Source organism: Megasphaera sp. UBA4382, assembly GCF_002391155.1.
Taxonomy (GTDB): domain Bacteria; phylum Bacillota; class Negativicutes; order Veillonellales; family Megasphaeraceae; genus Megasphaera; species Megasphaera hexanoica.
Genome location: NZ_DGRS01000062.1, coordinates 30,940 through 47,159 on the forward strand (window position 1 = coordinate 30,940; position 16,220 = coordinate 47,159).

At 48.6% G+C, this 16,220-nt stretch carries 11 protein-coding genes; 10 read left to right on the top strand and 1 reads right to left on the bottom strand.

All coding sequences use genetic code 11. From position 1 onward, the window contains the following. The first annotated feature begins 2 nt into the window (after window positions 1-2). A complete protein-coding gene (locus tag B4H10_RS07475) occupies window positions 3-623 on the top strand; it encodes an RraA family protein (protein WP_292018562.1) in 621 nt (206 codons plus the stop codon). Window positions 624-716: 93 nt separating this feature from the next. After that, the gene (locus B4H10_RS07480; RefSeq protein WP_292018563.1) at window positions 717-1,628 is read left to right on the top strand and encodes a ketopantoate reductase family protein; all 912 of its coding nucleotides are present in this window, start codon (window positions 717-719) and stop codon (window positions 1,626-1,628) included. Between the two features lie 9 nt (window positions 1,629-1,637). Here the strand turns inward: B4H10_RS07480 and B4H10_RS07485 are convergent, their stop codons facing one another. Then, window positions 1,638-3,005 carry an aminopeptidase gene (locus B4H10_RS07485; protein ID WP_170087367.1) on the bottom strand — a complete coding sequence of 456 codons (1,368 nt, stop codon included), beginning with the start codon at window positions 3,003-3,005 and terminating at the stop codon, window positions 1,638-1,640. A gap of 127 nt (window positions 3,006-3,132) precedes the next feature. Between B4H10_RS07485 and B4H10_RS07490 the strand changes: the two genes are divergently transcribed. The 8 genes from B4H10_RS07490 (at window position 3,133) to B4H10_RS07525 (ending at window position 15,818) form a co-directional block, all read left to right on the top strand. Beyond that, window positions 3,133-4,362 (top strand): M20 metallopeptidase family protein, encoded by a 1,230-nt coding sequence (locus B4H10_RS07490; protein ID WP_059076182.1) that lies wholly within the window; start codon window positions 3,133-3,135, stop codon window positions 4,360-4,362. A 91-nt stretch (window positions 4,363-4,453) separates the two neighbouring features. Continuing rightward, a complete protein-coding gene (gene fusA / locus B4H10_RS07495) occupies window positions 4,454-6,529 on the top strand; it encodes an elongation factor G (RefSeq protein WP_075581685.1) in 2,076 nt (691 codons plus the stop codon). Window positions 6,530-6,634: 105 nt separating this feature from the next. Continuing rightward, on the top strand, window positions 6,635-7,936 hold the full coding sequence (locus tag B4H10_RS07500; protein WP_292018564.1) for an acetyl-CoA hydrolase/transferase family protein: 1,302 nt from the start codon (window positions 6,635-6,637) through the stop codon (window positions 7,934-7,936). A gap of 184 nt (window positions 7,937-8,120) precedes the next feature. Further along, complete coding sequence (locus B4H10_RS07505) at window positions 8,121-9,446, top strand: acetyl-CoA hydrolase/transferase family protein (RefSeq protein WP_338086621.1); 1,326 nt, start codon at window positions 8,121-8,123, stop codon at window positions 9,444-9,446. A gap of 238 nt (window positions 9,447-9,684) precedes the next feature. Beyond that, window positions 9,685-12,165 carry a DNA gyrase subunit A gene (gyrA, locus tag B4H10_RS07510; RefSeq protein WP_292018565.1) on the top strand — a complete coding sequence of 827 codons (2,481 nt, stop codon included), beginning with the start codon at window positions 9,685-9,687 and terminating at the stop codon, window positions 12,163-12,165. Window positions 12,166-12,366: 201 nt separating this feature from the next. Beyond that, window positions 12,367-13,080 carry a GntR family transcriptional regulator gene (locus B4H10_RS07515; protein ID WP_162816188.1) on the top strand — a complete coding sequence of 238 codons (714 nt, stop codon included), beginning with the start codon at window positions 12,367-12,369 and terminating at the stop codon, window positions 13,078-13,080. Between the two features lie 298 nt (window positions 13,081-13,378). Beyond that, window positions 13,379-14,347, top strand: coding sequence for a bile acid:sodium symporter family protein (locus tag B4H10_RS07520; protein WP_059076176.1), 969 nt, complete (start codon window positions 13,379-13,381; stop codon window positions 14,345-14,347). A 55-nt stretch (window positions 14,348-14,402) separates the two neighbouring features. Further along, entirely contained in the window at window positions 14,403-15,818 is a 1,416-nt protein-coding gene (locus B4H10_RS07525; RefSeq protein WP_059076175.1) for an FAD-binding oxidoreductase, read from the top strand. Window positions 15,819-16,220: the final 402 nt, after the last annotated feature.

The following is a 16,220-nucleotide window of genomic DNA, read 5'->3' on the forward strand; positions in this document are numbered from 1 at the left end:
CTATGGAATTTAATATACAAGAATGGAATGGCGTGTCATCTACATCGTTATCAGATGCCATGGAAGGATGCCAGACGATGGCTGCTGCTATTAAACCACTGGATAAACGGATGACCGTTACAGGACCGGCTTACACCATACAAATCGTTAAAAATGATTGTTCTGTTGTATTTAAGGCATTGCGGAAAGCTCCCAAAGGCGCTGTCCTTGTCATCGCTGCCCATGGAACAACCGATGCAGCGTTCCTGGGAGAAATTGTCGTGACTATTGCCAGAAAACAGGGGCTGGCAGGTATCGTCATTGATGGATGTGTTCGTGATAGTCAGGCCATTGCCAGTGGTGATTTTCCTGTTTTTGCCCGCGGTATCACGCCGAAAAGTCCCTCTGTCAATTATCTGGGACGAGTACAACAGACGGTCGTCTGTGCCGATACGCTTATCCGTCCCGGAGACATTATTTATGGCGATGCTGATGGTGTCGTCGTCATTCCTGCCGATAAAACGGCAGAAGTCCTGAAAAACGCAAAGGCTAAAGAAGAAAAAGACCAGTGGAAAATGGCTGCTGTTATTCCTGATCCGGCCGCACTAGATGAATTTCTTGCCAAAGCCTGTGGAGAAAGGTAAGTATAGAGACGAAAAAAGACTGTTTTTACCGATTTATTATGCTAAAATGGTAAAAACAGTCTTTTGATTTATATGTTGAGGGAGTGATGACTCATGAAAATCATGGTAACGGGAATTGGCGGTATCGGTGGATATATGGCATCTTTTTTGTGTGCCTACTATGATGATGTGACTCTGATTGCCCGCCGCAAGCGGAAAGAATCTCTCATAGAAAAAGGTCTTATTCTGCACAGTGATTTTTTTGGTGAACACGTAGCTCATCCGAAAGTAACCGATGACCCGTCGTCGTGCGGCATTCAGGATGTGATTTTTGTCTGCGTCAAGAATTATTCCCTACCGGCAGCATTACAGGCCGTGATCCCCTGCGTAGATGATCATACGATGATTGTCTGCATGCAGAACGGCGTCGATCATAGTGAGGTAGCCCGGTCTATTCTGCCGAAGGGAAAAATTATGGATTCGACTATTTACATTAATACAGAAGCCCAGGCCGATTTTTCAATCCGTCAGTCCGGGGCCTTTGCCCGCATGTATATCAGCAGTGCTGAAGGGGAATACAGTATAACTCTCCATGATCTTCTCGATCATCCGGGGCTGAAAATACGATATGCCGACGATATCCGCGTCGAAGTGTGGAATAAATTCATCACCAACTGCGCCATTAACGTGATTACGGCCTATTATGAAGACACCTTTGCCGGCGTATTTGCCCGTCCGCAGGGAAAAGAAGAATTCTATACGCTCCTACACGAGGCCTATACGATTGGGAAGGCTCAGGGAGTTGATCTGGCCGATGACCTGGTCGATACGATTTATCATCGCGTCATAGGCCAGAAAAATCAGAATGTAACCAGCTCCCTTGCCCACGATGTCATGGCCCGCCGGCCCAATGAACTGGAAACGTTCAGTGGCTATCTCGTAAAGACAGCAGAGAAACTGGGAATAGACATTCCCTTGTCAAAGATATTTTATGAAGCGTTGAAAGAACGGACTTCTTCTGAATAACGGGTCTGTTTACTTGCTTTCAAAGAAGGCTTTATAAGCCAGGTATCCGCTATAGGCATCAGATTTGGCGACGATTTCCAAGGGAGCGTGCATGCTGTGCATGGCGACGCCGCAGTCTACGACATCGCAGCCCCAGTCGGCCATGATATAGGCGATGGTGCCGCCACCGCCCTGATCGACTTTTCCCAGTTCCCCAATCTGCCAGGGGACATCGGCGGCGTTAAAAATCTGGCGTACCTGGGATAAAAATTCTGCATTGGCATCGTTGCTGCCGGCTTTTCCGCGGGCTCCGGTGTATTTGCAGAGGCATATGCCATAACCGAGCCGTGCCGCGTTTGTTTCTTCATAGGCATCGGCGAATACAGGGTCCAGGGCAGCGCATACGTCGGCGGATAAGACCTGGCTGTTCCGCATGGTCCGGCGCAGCCATAGTTCTTCTGTATGGCCCTGTAATGCCAGGAGTTCGGCAACGAAATCAGGGAAAAATGCCGAGTGGACACCGGTATTGCCGACGGAACCGATTTCTTCCTTGTCAGCAAACAAGGCTACCTGCGTCTTAGTGCCGGCATGGGCTGTGAGGATGGCTGCCAGATTGCCATACGAGCATACCCGGTCATCGTGGCCATGGCTCATAATCATAGAACGGTCCAGACCGACATCGCGGCTCTTAATGGCCGGAATGATTTCCAGTTCGGCGCTGGCGAAATCTTCTTCTTCGATACCGTATTTCTTTTTCAGCAATTCCAGAACGGCCGGCTTTGTTTTTTCCTCTTCACTATTAGTCCCGACGAGGGGCATGAGCATTTCCCCGCTGATGGCTTCGGAAAGTTTTTTGGCTGCCTGGTCTTTGCCGAGGTGGGGGAGCAGGTCATTGATGAAAAATACCGGGTCGTCAGGGTCTTCACCGATAGAGACGTCGATGCGCCGTCCGTCAGCTGTATAGACGACGCCAATCAGGGAAAGAGGCAGGCAGACCCACTGATATTTTAAAAGACCTCCGTAATAATGGGTCTTGAAATAGACGATGCCATTTTTTTCCGTAACGGGCATGGCTTTCAGGTCGAGACGGGGGCAGTCGATATGAGAACCAACGATCTTCATCCCCTGGGAGACAGGTTCTGTGCCGATGACGGCGAGGATGACGGACTTGCCTTTCTGATTCCAGTATACTTTGTCACCGGCTTTAAGGGAGGTATAGTCGCTGAGCGGTCTGAAACCGGCAGCTTCAGCCTGTCGGATGATTTCTGCATTGGCCAGCCGTTCTGTCCGGGCCGTGTCGAGAAATTGGCGGTACTTTTTGCTGTATTCTTCCATTTCCAGGCGCTGTTCTTCAGAAAAACGAGCCCAGACGCTGTTTTCTCTATCAAATGCTTTCATTTATATTCCTCCTTATGGTATAATTAACCAAAATGGCGGGACAGCCATTTTTACATTATGCATGTATTCATGTCTAATATTACTATTATAGTGATATTTCCTGAAAAATAAAAGGGGGAACAGGAAAATGACACAAGATATGATAAAACAGTTAGTTGAAAAATATACGCCCCACGTATGTGAGCTCCGCCGTACGATTCATGCCCACCCGGAACTTTCATACCATGAAGAGGGGACGGCGGCCCTGGTAGCTGCGGAATTCCGCAGTCTTGGATTAGAAGTGCATGAAGAAGTAGGTGGAATACATGCTGTCGTGGGTATTCTCCACGGCGGGAAGGGAAAGGGGCTTACGATTGCCCTGCGGGCTGATATGGATGCCCTGCCGGTCACGGAAGAAACGGGATTATCTTTTGCTTCAGAAACACCCGGTATCATGCATGCCTGCGGCCATGACGCCCATACATCGATTCTCCTCGGCACGGCCCGTGTTCTCACGGCGATGAAAGATACCTTTGCCGGTACGGTTATTTTTATTGGCCAGCCGGCAGAAGAAAAATCTCCCGATGGCGGGGCTAAAGCCATTGTCAAGTCGGGAATCCTCGAAGGTACTGATGCCGTGTATGGCCTTCATGTGTGGCCCGGACTTCCCACTGGTCAGGTCGGGATTCTGGCCGGTCCTATGATGGCGGCTTCAGATCACGTGACGGTCACTATCTGTGGCAAGGCCAGTCACGCCGCTATGCCGCATCGCGGTACCGATGCGATAGTGGCGGCCGGTCAGTTTCTGACGGCAGTACAGAATATCATCAGCCGTCAGATCAACCCACTCTATCCGGCAGTACTCACCTTTGGCACTATCCACGGCGGCACGCGCTATAATATCGTGGCTGATGAGGTCGTCATCGAAGGAACCTGCCGGACTTATCACAAAGAAGCTCAGGATATGGTGGAAGATAAGCTGAAGCGTCTGCTGAGTGGCCTCGATACGATGCTCGGCACGGACAGTACGCTTCAGTACGACCGAGGGTATGATGCGGTCTTTAATGATGCAGAACAGGCAGAGTTTATCAAGGATGTCGTGCGCACCCGGTTTGGGGGGGATGCTCTGGGAGATGTAAGGGAACCGGCTATGACGGCAGAAGATTTCTCCGGCTATCTCAAAGCGTATAACGGTGCTTTTTTGTGGCTCGGGGCAACGGCTCCGGGAAAACCTGTGTGGCCGCTCCATAATTCTCATTTCGCTGCCGATGAAAACTGCCTGCCTTTTGGGATGGAGCTCATGACATCGCTCACGCTGGCAGCGCTTTCCAATCAGGATGCTGGCATCATTGCACCGGATGCGGCGCATAAAGCATAGATAAGTTAGAAAAAAATCATAAATAAAAAAGGAAATCGCCTCCTCATCACGAATATATATAATAACGTGATTTTTAGGAGGCGATTTATTTATGAAAGAATATGCTAGTGACAAGATCCGCAACGTGGCTGTACTCTCCCATGACGGAGCCGGCAAGACGGCCGTCGTCGAATCCCTGTTGCTTGCCTGCGGAGCCGTTGATGCCGTCGGTGTGGGCAAGGACAACAAACACATCATGGACTTTGAACCGGAAGAAATCAAGCGTAATGTGACGATCCAGCTCGGTATCGCGCCCTGTGAATGGCAGGGATACAAGCTGAATTTCATCGATACGCCGGGGTATTCCGAATTCTGTGGTGAAGTCCGTGCTGCCCTGCGGGCTGCTGATGGTATCCTCATGGTCGTTTCGGCCGATGCCGGTGTAGAAATGGATACGGAACGCGCCTGGGATTACGGCGTAGAACTACAGCTGCCGCGCATGATTTATGTCAATAAAATGGATGCTGAAAACGCCGATTTCTTTGGCTGCCTCGAAAAGATGCGCGCTGTTTTCGGCAAATCCATTATGCCCCTTCAGATTCCGATCGGAGAAGGCAATGATTTCCGTGGCATCATCGATGTCTGCAAAATGATTGCCTGGGAATGGAAAGAAGGCAAGGCCGAAGAAATCAAAGTGCCGGCAGAATATATGCCTAAAGCCCGTGAAGTTCGTGAAATGTGCATGGAAGCCGCTGCAGAAGGCGACGACGAACTGCTGGAAAAATACCTGGAAGGGGAAGAACTGACCATCGACGAACTGCGCCAGGGCCTGCGCCAGGGCATGCTGACCGGCCGGGTATGCCCGGTCATGTGCGGCAGTGCAGTCCATCATATCGGAACGACGGAACTTTTGGGGCGCATCATCCGCTATATGCCGGACGCATCCCAGAAGGTCATGATGGGAACGGATAAAAAGACGGGCGAACCGGTTATGGTATATCCCAACAAGCTGTTTACGGGATTTGTATTTAAGACACTCATCGACCCCTTTGCCGGGAAACTGAGTTATGTCCGCATTTTCTCCGGCGAACTCAAAGAAGGGGATAAGCTGTATAACGTGACCCAGGATACGGAAGAAAAGCTGGGCAAGATGTTTACCCTGGTCGGCAAGGAACAGGTACCGGTCAAAGACGCCATTGCTGGTGATATCGTCGTCATTCCGAAACTGGCTCATGCCCGTACAGGTGATACTTTTGCTACGGCAGAATTCCCTGTTGAATATGATCCAATCCGCTTCCCCAATCCGCTCCATACGGTCGCCATGGTTCCGGAAAAGAAAGGCGACGAAGAAAAACTGATGACGGCTCTTTCAAAAATCAGTGAAGAAGATCCTACCTGCCAGGTGGAAAAGAATGCCGAAGGCAAGCAGATACTCGTCCGCTGCATGGGCGACGTCCATCTGGAACACATCATGAATAAGATGGAACGCAAATACGGCGTCAAAGGTATCCTCAAACCGGTATATATTCCGTACAGGGAAACCATCAACGGCGTTACGGAAGTAGAAGGCAAGCATAAGAAGCAAAGTGGTGGTCATGGTCAGTACGGTCATGTCAAACTCAAACTGGAACCCCTTACCAATGGGGAAGACTTCGAATTTGTCGACGCCATCTTCGGCGGGGCTGTGCCGCGCCAGTATATCCCGGCTGTCGAAAAGGGCGTAAAAGAAACGTTGGAAAAAGGACTCATTGCCGGGTATCCTATGATCCACGTCAAGGTCACACTGGAAGACGGGTCCTATCATCCTGTCGATTCGTCGGAAATGGCCTTTAAAGTAGCGGCAGCACTGGCGCTGAAGAAAGGCGTGCCCGAAGCGAAACCGGCTATTCTCGAACCGGTGTATAATGTCGATGTCATCGTGCCGGAAGAATATATGGGTGATGTCATGGGCGACTTCAGCGGCCGCCGCGGACGGATCCTCGGCATGGAACATCATCCCAGCCATAAGAACCTGATTGTAGTCAAAGCGCAGGTACCTCTGGCCGAAATGAGCGGCTATGTGACGATTTTGCGCTCCATGACACAGGGGAAAGGTACATTCAACATGTCCTTCTTTGATTATGAAGAAGTACCGAAAAAGACAATGGATGAAATCATTGCCGCTTCACAGGCTGGTAAGGAAGAATAAATCCCTCCTCACGTATCCTCGCCGCATATTGTGTGCGGCGGGGATTTCTTTTGGGTAGTGAAATCATAGTAATACTGATTTTTTTTAATGGAAGGAGAAAATATCATGGATGTAATGCAAGAATATGCCGATAAGAAAAAAACGCCGGAACAGATTGCCGCCTGTGTGGAATCGGGCTGGTCCTGTTGTTCTGATATTTCAGGAGCCATCCCGCCGGTCCTGGCCGATGCTCTGGGAAAACGGGCCGCTGCCGGGGATATACAGGATGTGACCTGTCATACTCTGCTCGATGTGACGCCTCTGGGGACCTTATCTTCCGAAGCCTATCCGAATATTACGCCTATTACCTGGTTTTCCGGCGGGGGACTGCGCAAAGCTGCCAACGAAGGACGCTGCGACATTATGCCCTGCTATTACCACGATGCGCCGGGGTTGTTTGAGCGATATATCGACATTGATGCGTTCTTTGCCCAGGTATCTCCTATGGATAAGCACGGGTATTTCAGTACCAGCCTGAGCGGTTCCTGCAGTGCTGCCATGATCCGGAAAGCCCGCCATATTTATCTGGAAGTAAATGATCAGCTACCGCGGGTACTCACGGCGCCGCAAATCCATATTTCACAGGTCGATGGACTGTGTGAAACGTCCCATGCCCTGCCTATCGTGCCGCCGGTACAGATTGATGAAATCAGCCGTACTATCGGCGGTTATATTGCCGAAGAAGTGCCTGACGGAGCGACATTGCAGCTTGGTATCGGCGCTGTACCAGAAGCCGTGGGTCTGGCCCTCAAGGATAAGCATGATCTGGGAATCCATACAGAACTGTTTACAGACAGCATGGTAGAACTCATTGAATGCGGGGCTGTCACCAATACTAGAAAACCGATTCACCGGGGAAAGACTGTGGCAACCCTGACCTTTGGTTCTCAGCGTATTTACGATTTTATTGATGACAATCCGGCATTTCTCATGTTACCTGTCGATTATGTCAATGACCCGGCAGTCATCGCCCGCCATCCGGACTTTATTTCTGTCAATGCGGCTATTGAAGTTGATTTCTTTGGTCAGGCCTGCTCTGAATCGACAGGAACGCGGCATATATCTGGTACAGGTGGCCAGGCTGATTACGTGCGCGGTGCCATCTGCTCACCGGGCGGAAAAAGCTTTATTGCTTTCCCCTCTACGGCAAAAGGAGGCACTATCAGCAAAATCGTGCCGACACTGACGCCGGGAGCCATCGTTTCGACGAGTAAGAATGATATTGATTACGTCGTTACAGAATACGGCATCGCCAAATTACGGGGGAAAACCCTTTCTCAGCGGACAAAAGCCCTGATTTCCATTGCCCATCCGAAATTCCGGGAAGAGCTGACCTTTGCTGCTAAAAAAATGCATATCCTGATCTGATATGCGAGCATTGCGTATAACACACAACATGAATATGGATTTTGCATAGATATCTTGCGTAAAACGTTTTAATAAGCCATACTGTACATGTGAATTTTAGAACAATATCTCTGTTGTGGTTGATGCGGTACAGACCGCATATATTGTGAAAGGTTTGGTGAACAGAATGTCAGAATGGACGGATATGTATAAACAAAAACTGACGACTCCGGAACAAGCAGTTACCCTTGTAAAAGACGGCGACTGGGTCGATTATGGCATGACGACTTCCCAGCCGGTACTGCTCGATAAAGCACTGGCGGGCCGCAAAGATGAGTTACATGATATTAAAGTACGGGAAACCATGTCCCTGTTTCCCCGCCAGGTATGCGAATGCGACCCCGATTGCGATACTTTTACCGTCATGAACTGGCATCTCAGCGGATATGACCGCAAGCTGGCAGCACAGTCACGCATGTTTTTTAATCCTATGTGTTTCCGTAATGAACCGTCGATTTACCGCAATATCATTGATGTCGATGTGGCGATGATTACTGTAGCGCCTATGGATAAACATGGCTATTTTAACTTTGGCCTTTGTGCGGCCGTGACCGAGGCTATTACGAAAAAGGCTAAAAAAGTCATCGTCGAAGTCAATCCGCATATGCCGCGCTGTCTTGGCGGCCGTGGGGAAGCCATCCATATTTCTGACGTCGATGCCATCGTCGAAGCGCCGGATGTGCCAGTGCCGACTATTCCTTTCGTCCTTGGAAACGATATCGATCAGAAAATCGCTTCTTATATCGTTGAAGCCATTCCCGATGGGGCAACATTGCAGCTGGGCATTGGCGGGCTGCCTAACAGTGTAGGTGCTATGATTGCCAAATCGGATTTGAAAGATCTGGGCGTCCATACAGAAATGCTCGTCGACGCATTTTACCTTATGGCTAAGGAAGGCAGACTGACGAATAAAGTCAAAAACCTGAACCGTGATAAAGGGGTCTTTGCCTTTGCCCTTGGTTCTCAGGATTTATATGACTGGGTAGATGACAATCCTGCTCTGGCAACCTTTCCCATCGATTATGTAAATGATCCGGCTGTTATCGGACAGATTGATAATTTTATTTCCATCAACAGTTGCATTGAAGTAGACCTCTATGGCCAGGTATCGGCCGAATCCATGGGGACCCACCAGATCAGTGGCAGCGGCGGCCAGCTGGACTTCACCGACGGTGCCTACCGGTCCAGAGGCGGTAAGTCCATCATCGCCATGCACGCGACCCATACGGATAAAAAGACCGGTACGGTTACGTCCAATATCAGCCCCATCCTGAAAGCCGGTACGACTGTCACCGATCCCCGTTCCCAGACGCACTGGATTGCGACAGAATATGGCATGGTCAACCTCATGGGTAAATCGACCTGGCAGCGCGCAGAAGCCCTCATCGGCCTGGCACACCCCGATTTCCGGGACGAACTCATCAAAGAAGCGGACAAGATGCATATCTGGCGCAAGAGCAATAAACGGTAATTAGTGTTAATTTTACAGAATCTGACAGAGACTGTAACAAAATGAGCTTTTAGGGCTCTTTTGCTGCAGTCTCTATACATTTGCTTTAAAATTCCTCCTAAACGGCCCGGCAAGGCGCTTTTTTGCTATTTGGGTTATTTACCTATCTATTTCCTCTGATTTTTGGTATAATAGTACAGATGCTCTATATATAAGTATATATAAGCGATTATTTTTTTATTATATATGAGGTGACATTGTGGACGAACAAAACGTTGACAAAATTTTGCCGGTTTGTCTGGAAAGTGAAATGCAGACCTCGTACATCGATTATGCGATGAGTGTTATCATCACGCGTGCCCTGCCGGACGTGCGCGATGGGTTGAAACCTGTTCACCGCCGTATTTTGTATGCGATGCACGAAGCCGGCATGACGCCGAACAAGCCATATAAGAAATCAGCACGTATCGTCGGTGAAGTTTTAGGTAAATATCATCCCCATGGTGACAGCTCGGTATACGATGCAACGGTCCGCCTGGCCCAGGATTTTTCTACCCGTTATCCCCTGGTAGATGGTCACGGCAACTTCGGTTCTGTCGATGGTGATTCGGCGGCTGCTATGCGTTATACAGAAGTCCGCATGGCCAAGATTACCGGCGAAATGCTGGAAGATATCGACAAGGATACGGTCGATTTCATGCCTAACTATGACGGGTCTCTCCAGGAACCGACGGTCCTTCCTTCTAAAATCCCGAATCTGCTGGTTAACGGCTCGGCTGGCATTGCCGTCGGTATGGCGACGAACATCCCCCCACATAATCTGGGTGAAGTCATCGACGGCTGTGTCATGCTCATCGATAACCCTGAAGCCAGCCTGGAAGAATTAATGACGAAAATCCAGGGTCCTGATTTCCCGACGGGCGCTAAAATCATGGGCCGTGACGGCATTATCAAGGCGTATTCGACGGGCCGGGGCAGTATCAAGATGCGTTCCTGTGCGGAAATCGAACCGATGAATAAGGGCAAACACCGCATTGTCGTTTCAGAAATCCCTTATCAGGTCAACAAGGCCCGGGTCATCGAAACGATTGCCGAATTGTCCCGCAACAAGGAAATCGACGGCATTACTGCCCTGCGCGATGAATCGGACCGCAAGGGTCTGCGCATCGTTATCGAACTGCGGGCCGATGCCAATCCGGATATCGTCCTGAATAAATTGTATAAACATACACAATTACAGGAAACGTTTGGCGTTATTATGCTGGCGCTTGTCGATGGGCATCCGCGCGTCCTGACGCTGAAACAAGTACTGCATTATTACTTGGCTCATCAGCAGGATGTCATAACCAGACGGTGCAAATTTGAACTGGAAAAGGCACTGGCCCGTGCCCACATATTGGAGGGTTTGCTTATCGCCCTCGACCATATCGACGAAGTCATCCGGACAATCCGCGAATCCCAGACGGATGAAATCGCCAAGACGGCTTTAATGAGTAAATTCGGCCTGAGCGACAAGCAGTCCGTTGCTATCCTCGATATGCGTCTGCGCCGCCTGACCGGTCTGGAACGGGAAAAAATCGAACAAGAATACAAGGAACTGGAAGAACGCATTGCCTACCTGCGCGATGTCCTTTCCGATACGCATAAAATCATGGGTATTGTCAAAGATGAACTCCTCGATGCTAAGAAGAAGTTTGCCGATCCCCGCCGGACACAGATTGTGGCCGATACGTCGGAATTTGGCGTAGAAGACATGATTCCTGATGAACGCATGGTCCTGACACTGACACGCCGTGGATATATCAAACGCATCAATGCCAATGTGTATCATACGCAGAATAAAGGCGGCCGCGGCATCAAGGGAATGGGTACGAAAGATGAAGATGCAGTCAATCATCTGCTCTATACCTCGTCGCTGAACACGGTACTCTTCTTTACCAACCTGGGCCGTGTTTACCGTCTCAAGGCATATGAAATTCCCGAAGCCAACAGCCGGAATTCCAAGGGAATCGCGGCGATTAATCTGCTGCCTCTCGATAGTGGGGAAAAAGTAAATGCCCTGATTGATCTCGATCAGGTGGATCCGTCCATGAACCTCTTTATGGCTACGGAACAAGGCCGGGTCAAAAAGACGGAACTGCAGGAATTCAAGAACGTACGCCGCAACGGCCTCATTGCTATTTCCCTTGTCGAAGGAGATCACTTGGCTAAGGTACGCCTTACGACGGGAGGACAGAATATCATCCTGGCAACGAAACTGGGGATGGCTATCTGCTTCAATGAAGACGATGTCCGTCCTATGGGGCGCAATACCCGCGGTGTCCGTGGTATTGATCTGGCTCCTGGTGATATGGTCATCGGAGCAGATATCCTCGCACCGGGCTGCCAGGTCCTCACAGTCAGTGAAGAAGGGTTTGGCAAGCGCAATAACGTAGAAGCCTACAAGGTACAGAACCGTGGCGGCAAGGGTGTTAAGAACTTCAAGATTACTGAGAAAACCGGCGATGTCGTCGGCGTCGAAGTAGTCCGCGATAATCAGGAACTGATGCTCATTACCGGCAATGGTATCGTCATCCGCACCGATGTGGAAAGCATTGGCATCAAAAAAGGTAAGATTACCTCAGGCGTCAAAATCCAGAAACTGGAAGAAGACGACAAGGTAGCGGCCCTCGATACGATAGCCATCGACGGCGAAGATGAAGAATCACCATCTCAGGGAGATTTATTTCAACAAAAATAGGGTATAGCGAAAGTGGCGCTCCTTGAGGCGCCACTTTTTCTATGCAAAAAATGAAACATTATGACTTGTTCTATACCGATTTTGATACATTTGGATATACTGTGATTTCCTGACTCTTTTACCGGTACAGATTATGATAAAATAGTAACTGATTATAGCGGTAATGGGGTGAACAAAGTGGACAAGCAGTCGGTTGAACGTATGAGGAAACGAAATCCATTCTTATCTCTTAGTGATATAGTGTATGACATTTTACTGCAGGAAATTGTCAGTTTCCGTATGGCTCCGGGCAGCCGGGTCAATGAAAGTACCATTGCCGAATTACTGGGTGTCAGCCGCTCTCCTGTCAAAAATGCCCTGACCAGGCTCATGCACAATTCATATGTTGTCCGCCAGCCGGGATACAGGGTCGCCGCGTTTTCGGAAAAGGAATATACAGATATTGCTGAATTATCGGAACTGATTGAGCCCTATGCAGCAGGCCGGGCTGCTGTTGCCATAAAAGATACGGATCTGGATGTATTGTATGATATAGCAGGACAGCTTCAGCACATCTGTGTAAAGAGCGGGAATTTGCAGCACCGGTATATAGATGTTGTAGACCTGGAATATCAATTTCATTCCCGTATTGTCCATCTGGCGGATCATCCTTTGCTGGAAGAGTTTTATGAACATATTAAATATAAGTTGTACCGCTATAGGAGCTATCTGAATTATGATCCACCGTCGGGATATTTTGAAGTCGTCGGAACGGAACATCTGACGATTTGTGATATTTTAAAAATGCGGGACCAGGGAATGGCGGAAGCGATTATGCGGCGGCATCTCGCTCTGGCCCGTGCTGAGTTTAAACGCAAGTTTCCTGCTGAAAACAATCAGGAATTCAATAAAAAAGGCCTATTTTCACCAACATAAAATAAAAAAATAAGAAATTATCTGGCAAAATATTAATTTATTTAGACATTTTGCCAGATTTTTTTATTGAAAAATGAAAGAAAAACAATCAGAATGTAATAATTTATACGAAAATGGACGAAAAAAAGGCCCAAATGAGAAAAATAAAATGAACACAAACGTCATACTGGTCAGAGTTTGACTCTTTAATTGGATAATGTTAACATAAACGCATAAAAGAAATTCGATACGGTAATAATTAAATTCAGTAAGGATTTATGTTTTCAGGTATCATTTTATGTGTAAGGAGGTATGAAGCATGACTGGGTTCGAAAAGTTCGTAAAATTTGTAACTAAGTATGTAACGCTGTGGGTCATTTTATGTGCCGTATTTGCATATTTTGTGCCGACGCCATTTAAACCCTACGGCGGGACGATTCCCTGGTTCCTGGGCATTATCATGCTGAGCATGGGTCTTTCTATGACGCCTAATGATTTCAAGCTGGTTCTGACCCGGCCAAAGGATGTCATCGTCGGTATCGTGACACTGTATGCGTTTATGCCTCTCGTCGGATTGGGACTGGGAACCATATTTAATCTGGACCCGATGCTGACTGTAGGCCTCGTACTTCTGGGCTGTACGCCGACGGGGACGTCTTCCAACGTCATGACATTCCTGGCTAAAGGCGATAAGGCTCTGGCCGTAACGGTATCGAGCCTGAGCACCATCGTAGCGCCTGTCGTCATGCCTATGCTGCTTCTCTTTTATGTCGGCAAATACCTGCCTATTGATGCGGTAGGCCTGTTTATGAGTATCATTAAAATCGTCATTATTCCGATTGCGCTGGGACTTCTGATTCATAAATTCTTTGAAAAACAAATGCCGGTCATTCTGAAAGTCGTGCCGCTGGCAACGGTAGCTGCTATCGTTTGTATTATTTCCGTCATTGTAGCACTCAACGTAGAACGGCTGCAGGCTGTAGCCGGAATGGCTGCCCTGACATTGGTACTGTATACAGGTATTGGCCTGGCTATCGGATATACTGTAGCCCGCCTGCTGCGCATGAAAGCTCCGAAACGGAAAGCGATGACTTTTATCGTTGGCGTACAGAATACGGCGCTGGCAGTTACCCTGGGGATTACATATTTTGATCCCATGTCGGCAATTCCGGGAGCTATCGGTGTTGTCTGGACGACTGTATTTTGCTCCTTTGTTGCATCACTTTGGGGGAACAAAACAGAAGATGCAGCGGAAGCAGCTCCCCCTGCACAGGGAACCGCTCATTGACATGGATATTATGCCGCAGTATATGAGGCATTTATATAGGAAGGAGAGATAGGTTATGGCAAGATTTAATAAGGTATCGGCAGAATTATTGGACGAACTGAAACAAGTACTGGGAGAAAAAGGCGTAACGGTAGATCCGGAAAAATTGCAGACGTATCAGACCGATGAAGAAGGCAATCCCTATTGGTTCCGTACTCCCGAAGTAGTCGTATTCCCTAAAACGACGGAAGAAGTAGCAGCTGTCATCAAACTGGCGAACAAGTACCTCGTACCGATTACGCCCCGTGCTGCTGGTTCTGGTGTTGCTTGTGGTGCCATTCCTGTCTATCACGGTATCGTCATGGAACTGGATAAGATGGATAAGATCCTCAAAATCGATGAAGATAATCTCTATGCTGTTGTCCAGACCGGTGTCCGGACGAGCGTTATCCAGCAGGAATGCAAACAGCGGGGGCTCTTATATGCCGGCGATCCCTGCAGTGCTGACAGCTGCCAGATCGGCGGTAACGTAGCAACCAATGCCGGTGGCAACAAGGCTGTAAAATACGGGACGACACGGAATCAGATTTATGGCATGAAAATCGTTACCCCGACGGGTGATATCGTAGATGTCGGAGCGCGGTTGCAGAAATGCTCGACCGGCTACTGCCTGGAACAACTTATTTGCGGGTCGGAAGGTACGCTGGGCGTTGTAACAGAAATTACGCTGAAATTACGTCCTCTGCCGCCGTATAAATTTGACCTGGTAGCAATCTTTAATGAAGATGCCAAAGCATTTGCCCTGCCGAATAAGATTTTGAAGGCCGGTATCGAACCTACCAGTATCGAATACATGGATAATAAAGCGCTGAAGATGTGCAGCAATTTCTGCAAAGTAACGTTGCCCCATGTAGAAGAAAACTGCTGCTATGTCATCATCACCGTAGAATCGTTTGATGAAGATGAACTAGACAAGAAGATGGAAAAAATCAGTGATCTCTGTGATGATATGGGCGCCGTCGATGTCATCCAGGCGGATGACCGTATCTGGGGATGCCGCCGGCAGTTTGCTGAAGCAGCCCGCGATATCGACATCATGTTCGTAGCAGAAGATTTCGTCGTACCTCTCGACAAGATTGCTGAAATTACGGCGGAAGTACCAGGACTGGAAGAAAAACACGGAATCTATACGGTAACATCGGCTCATATCGGCGATGGCAATATCCACGTGCTGCCGCTTAATAAAGATGGTTTATCACCGGAAGACTGGATGAAGAAGATGGCCGGTTTCCATGAAGACCTCTTTGAAAAAGTATATGCACTGGGTGGCAAGATGTCTGGTGAACACGGTATCGGCTATAAGAAACTCGTTGATTTCAAACGCTGCACCCCGCCGGGTGAATACAAGATGATCCGGGCAATCAAGAAAGCGCTGGATCCGAACGATATCCTCAATCCGGCTAAGATTGTCGATTTGGAAGACAGCATCTGATGCAGTTTCTATCATATAGTATCTACCCCTCCATGCATGAATTAGATATCCCGAAGCACCTGCAGGCGTCTAAAACGGACGCCTGCAGGTGCTTTTTTTTTCAGAGATGTAAAAAAATTCCTTGACAAGAAGGGAAGAGTGGGATATACTAAACAAGCTGTTGAGCGGACGTGAAGGTTCCCTTCCTCCTCTCAAAAGCATTTCAAAAAAAGTACTTGACAAACTCCTGTGAGTTTGTTAAGATATACGAGTCGCCGCGATGAGCGATGAACTTCCTTCATCTCAATCATGCGGCTGGCAGATGACCTTTGAAAACTGAACAATGCAACATACGAATGAACGCCAGATAAGTAGAGAGCCATGTTTGAAGGAGCTGAAAGGCGACGCGCAAACATGAGCGAA

Coding starts and splice junctions, on each gene's coding strand:
- B4H10_RS07475 (WP_292018562.1), top strand. CDS start 3: ATGGAATTTAATATACAAGAATGGAATGGCGTGTCATCTACATCGTTA.
- B4H10_RS07480 (WP_292018563.1), top strand. CDS start 717: ATGAAAATCATGGTAACGGGAATTGGCGGTATCGGTGGATATATGGCA.
- B4H10_RS07485 (WP_170087367.1), bottom strand. CDS start 3,005: ATGAAAGCATTTGATAGAGAAAACAGCGTCTGGGCTCGTTTTTCTGAA.
- B4H10_RS07490 (WP_059076182.1), top strand. CDS start 3,133: ATGACACAAGATATGATAAAACAGTTAGTTGAAAAATATACGCCCCAC.
- fusA (WP_075581685.1), top strand. CDS start 4,454: ATGAAAGAATATGCTAGTGACAAGATCCGCAACGTGGCTGTACTCTCC.
- B4H10_RS07500 (WP_292018564.1), top strand. CDS start 6,635: ATGGATGTAATGCAAGAATATGCCGATAAGAAAAAAACGCCGGAACAG.
- B4H10_RS07505 (WP_338086621.1), top strand. CDS start 8,121: ATGTATAAACAAAAACTGACGACTCCGGAACAAGCAGTTACCCTTGTA.
- B4H10_RS07515 (WP_162816188.1), top strand. CDS start 12,367: ATGAGGAAACGAAATCCATTCTTATCTCTTAGTGATATAGTGTATGAC.
- B4H10_RS07520 (WP_059076176.1), top strand. CDS start 13,379: ATGACTGGGTTCGAAAAGTTCGTAAAATTTGTAACTAAGTATGTAACG.
- B4H10_RS07525 (WP_059076175.1), top strand. CDS start 14,403: ATGGCAAGATTTAATAAGGTATCGGCAGAATTATTGGACGAACTGAAA.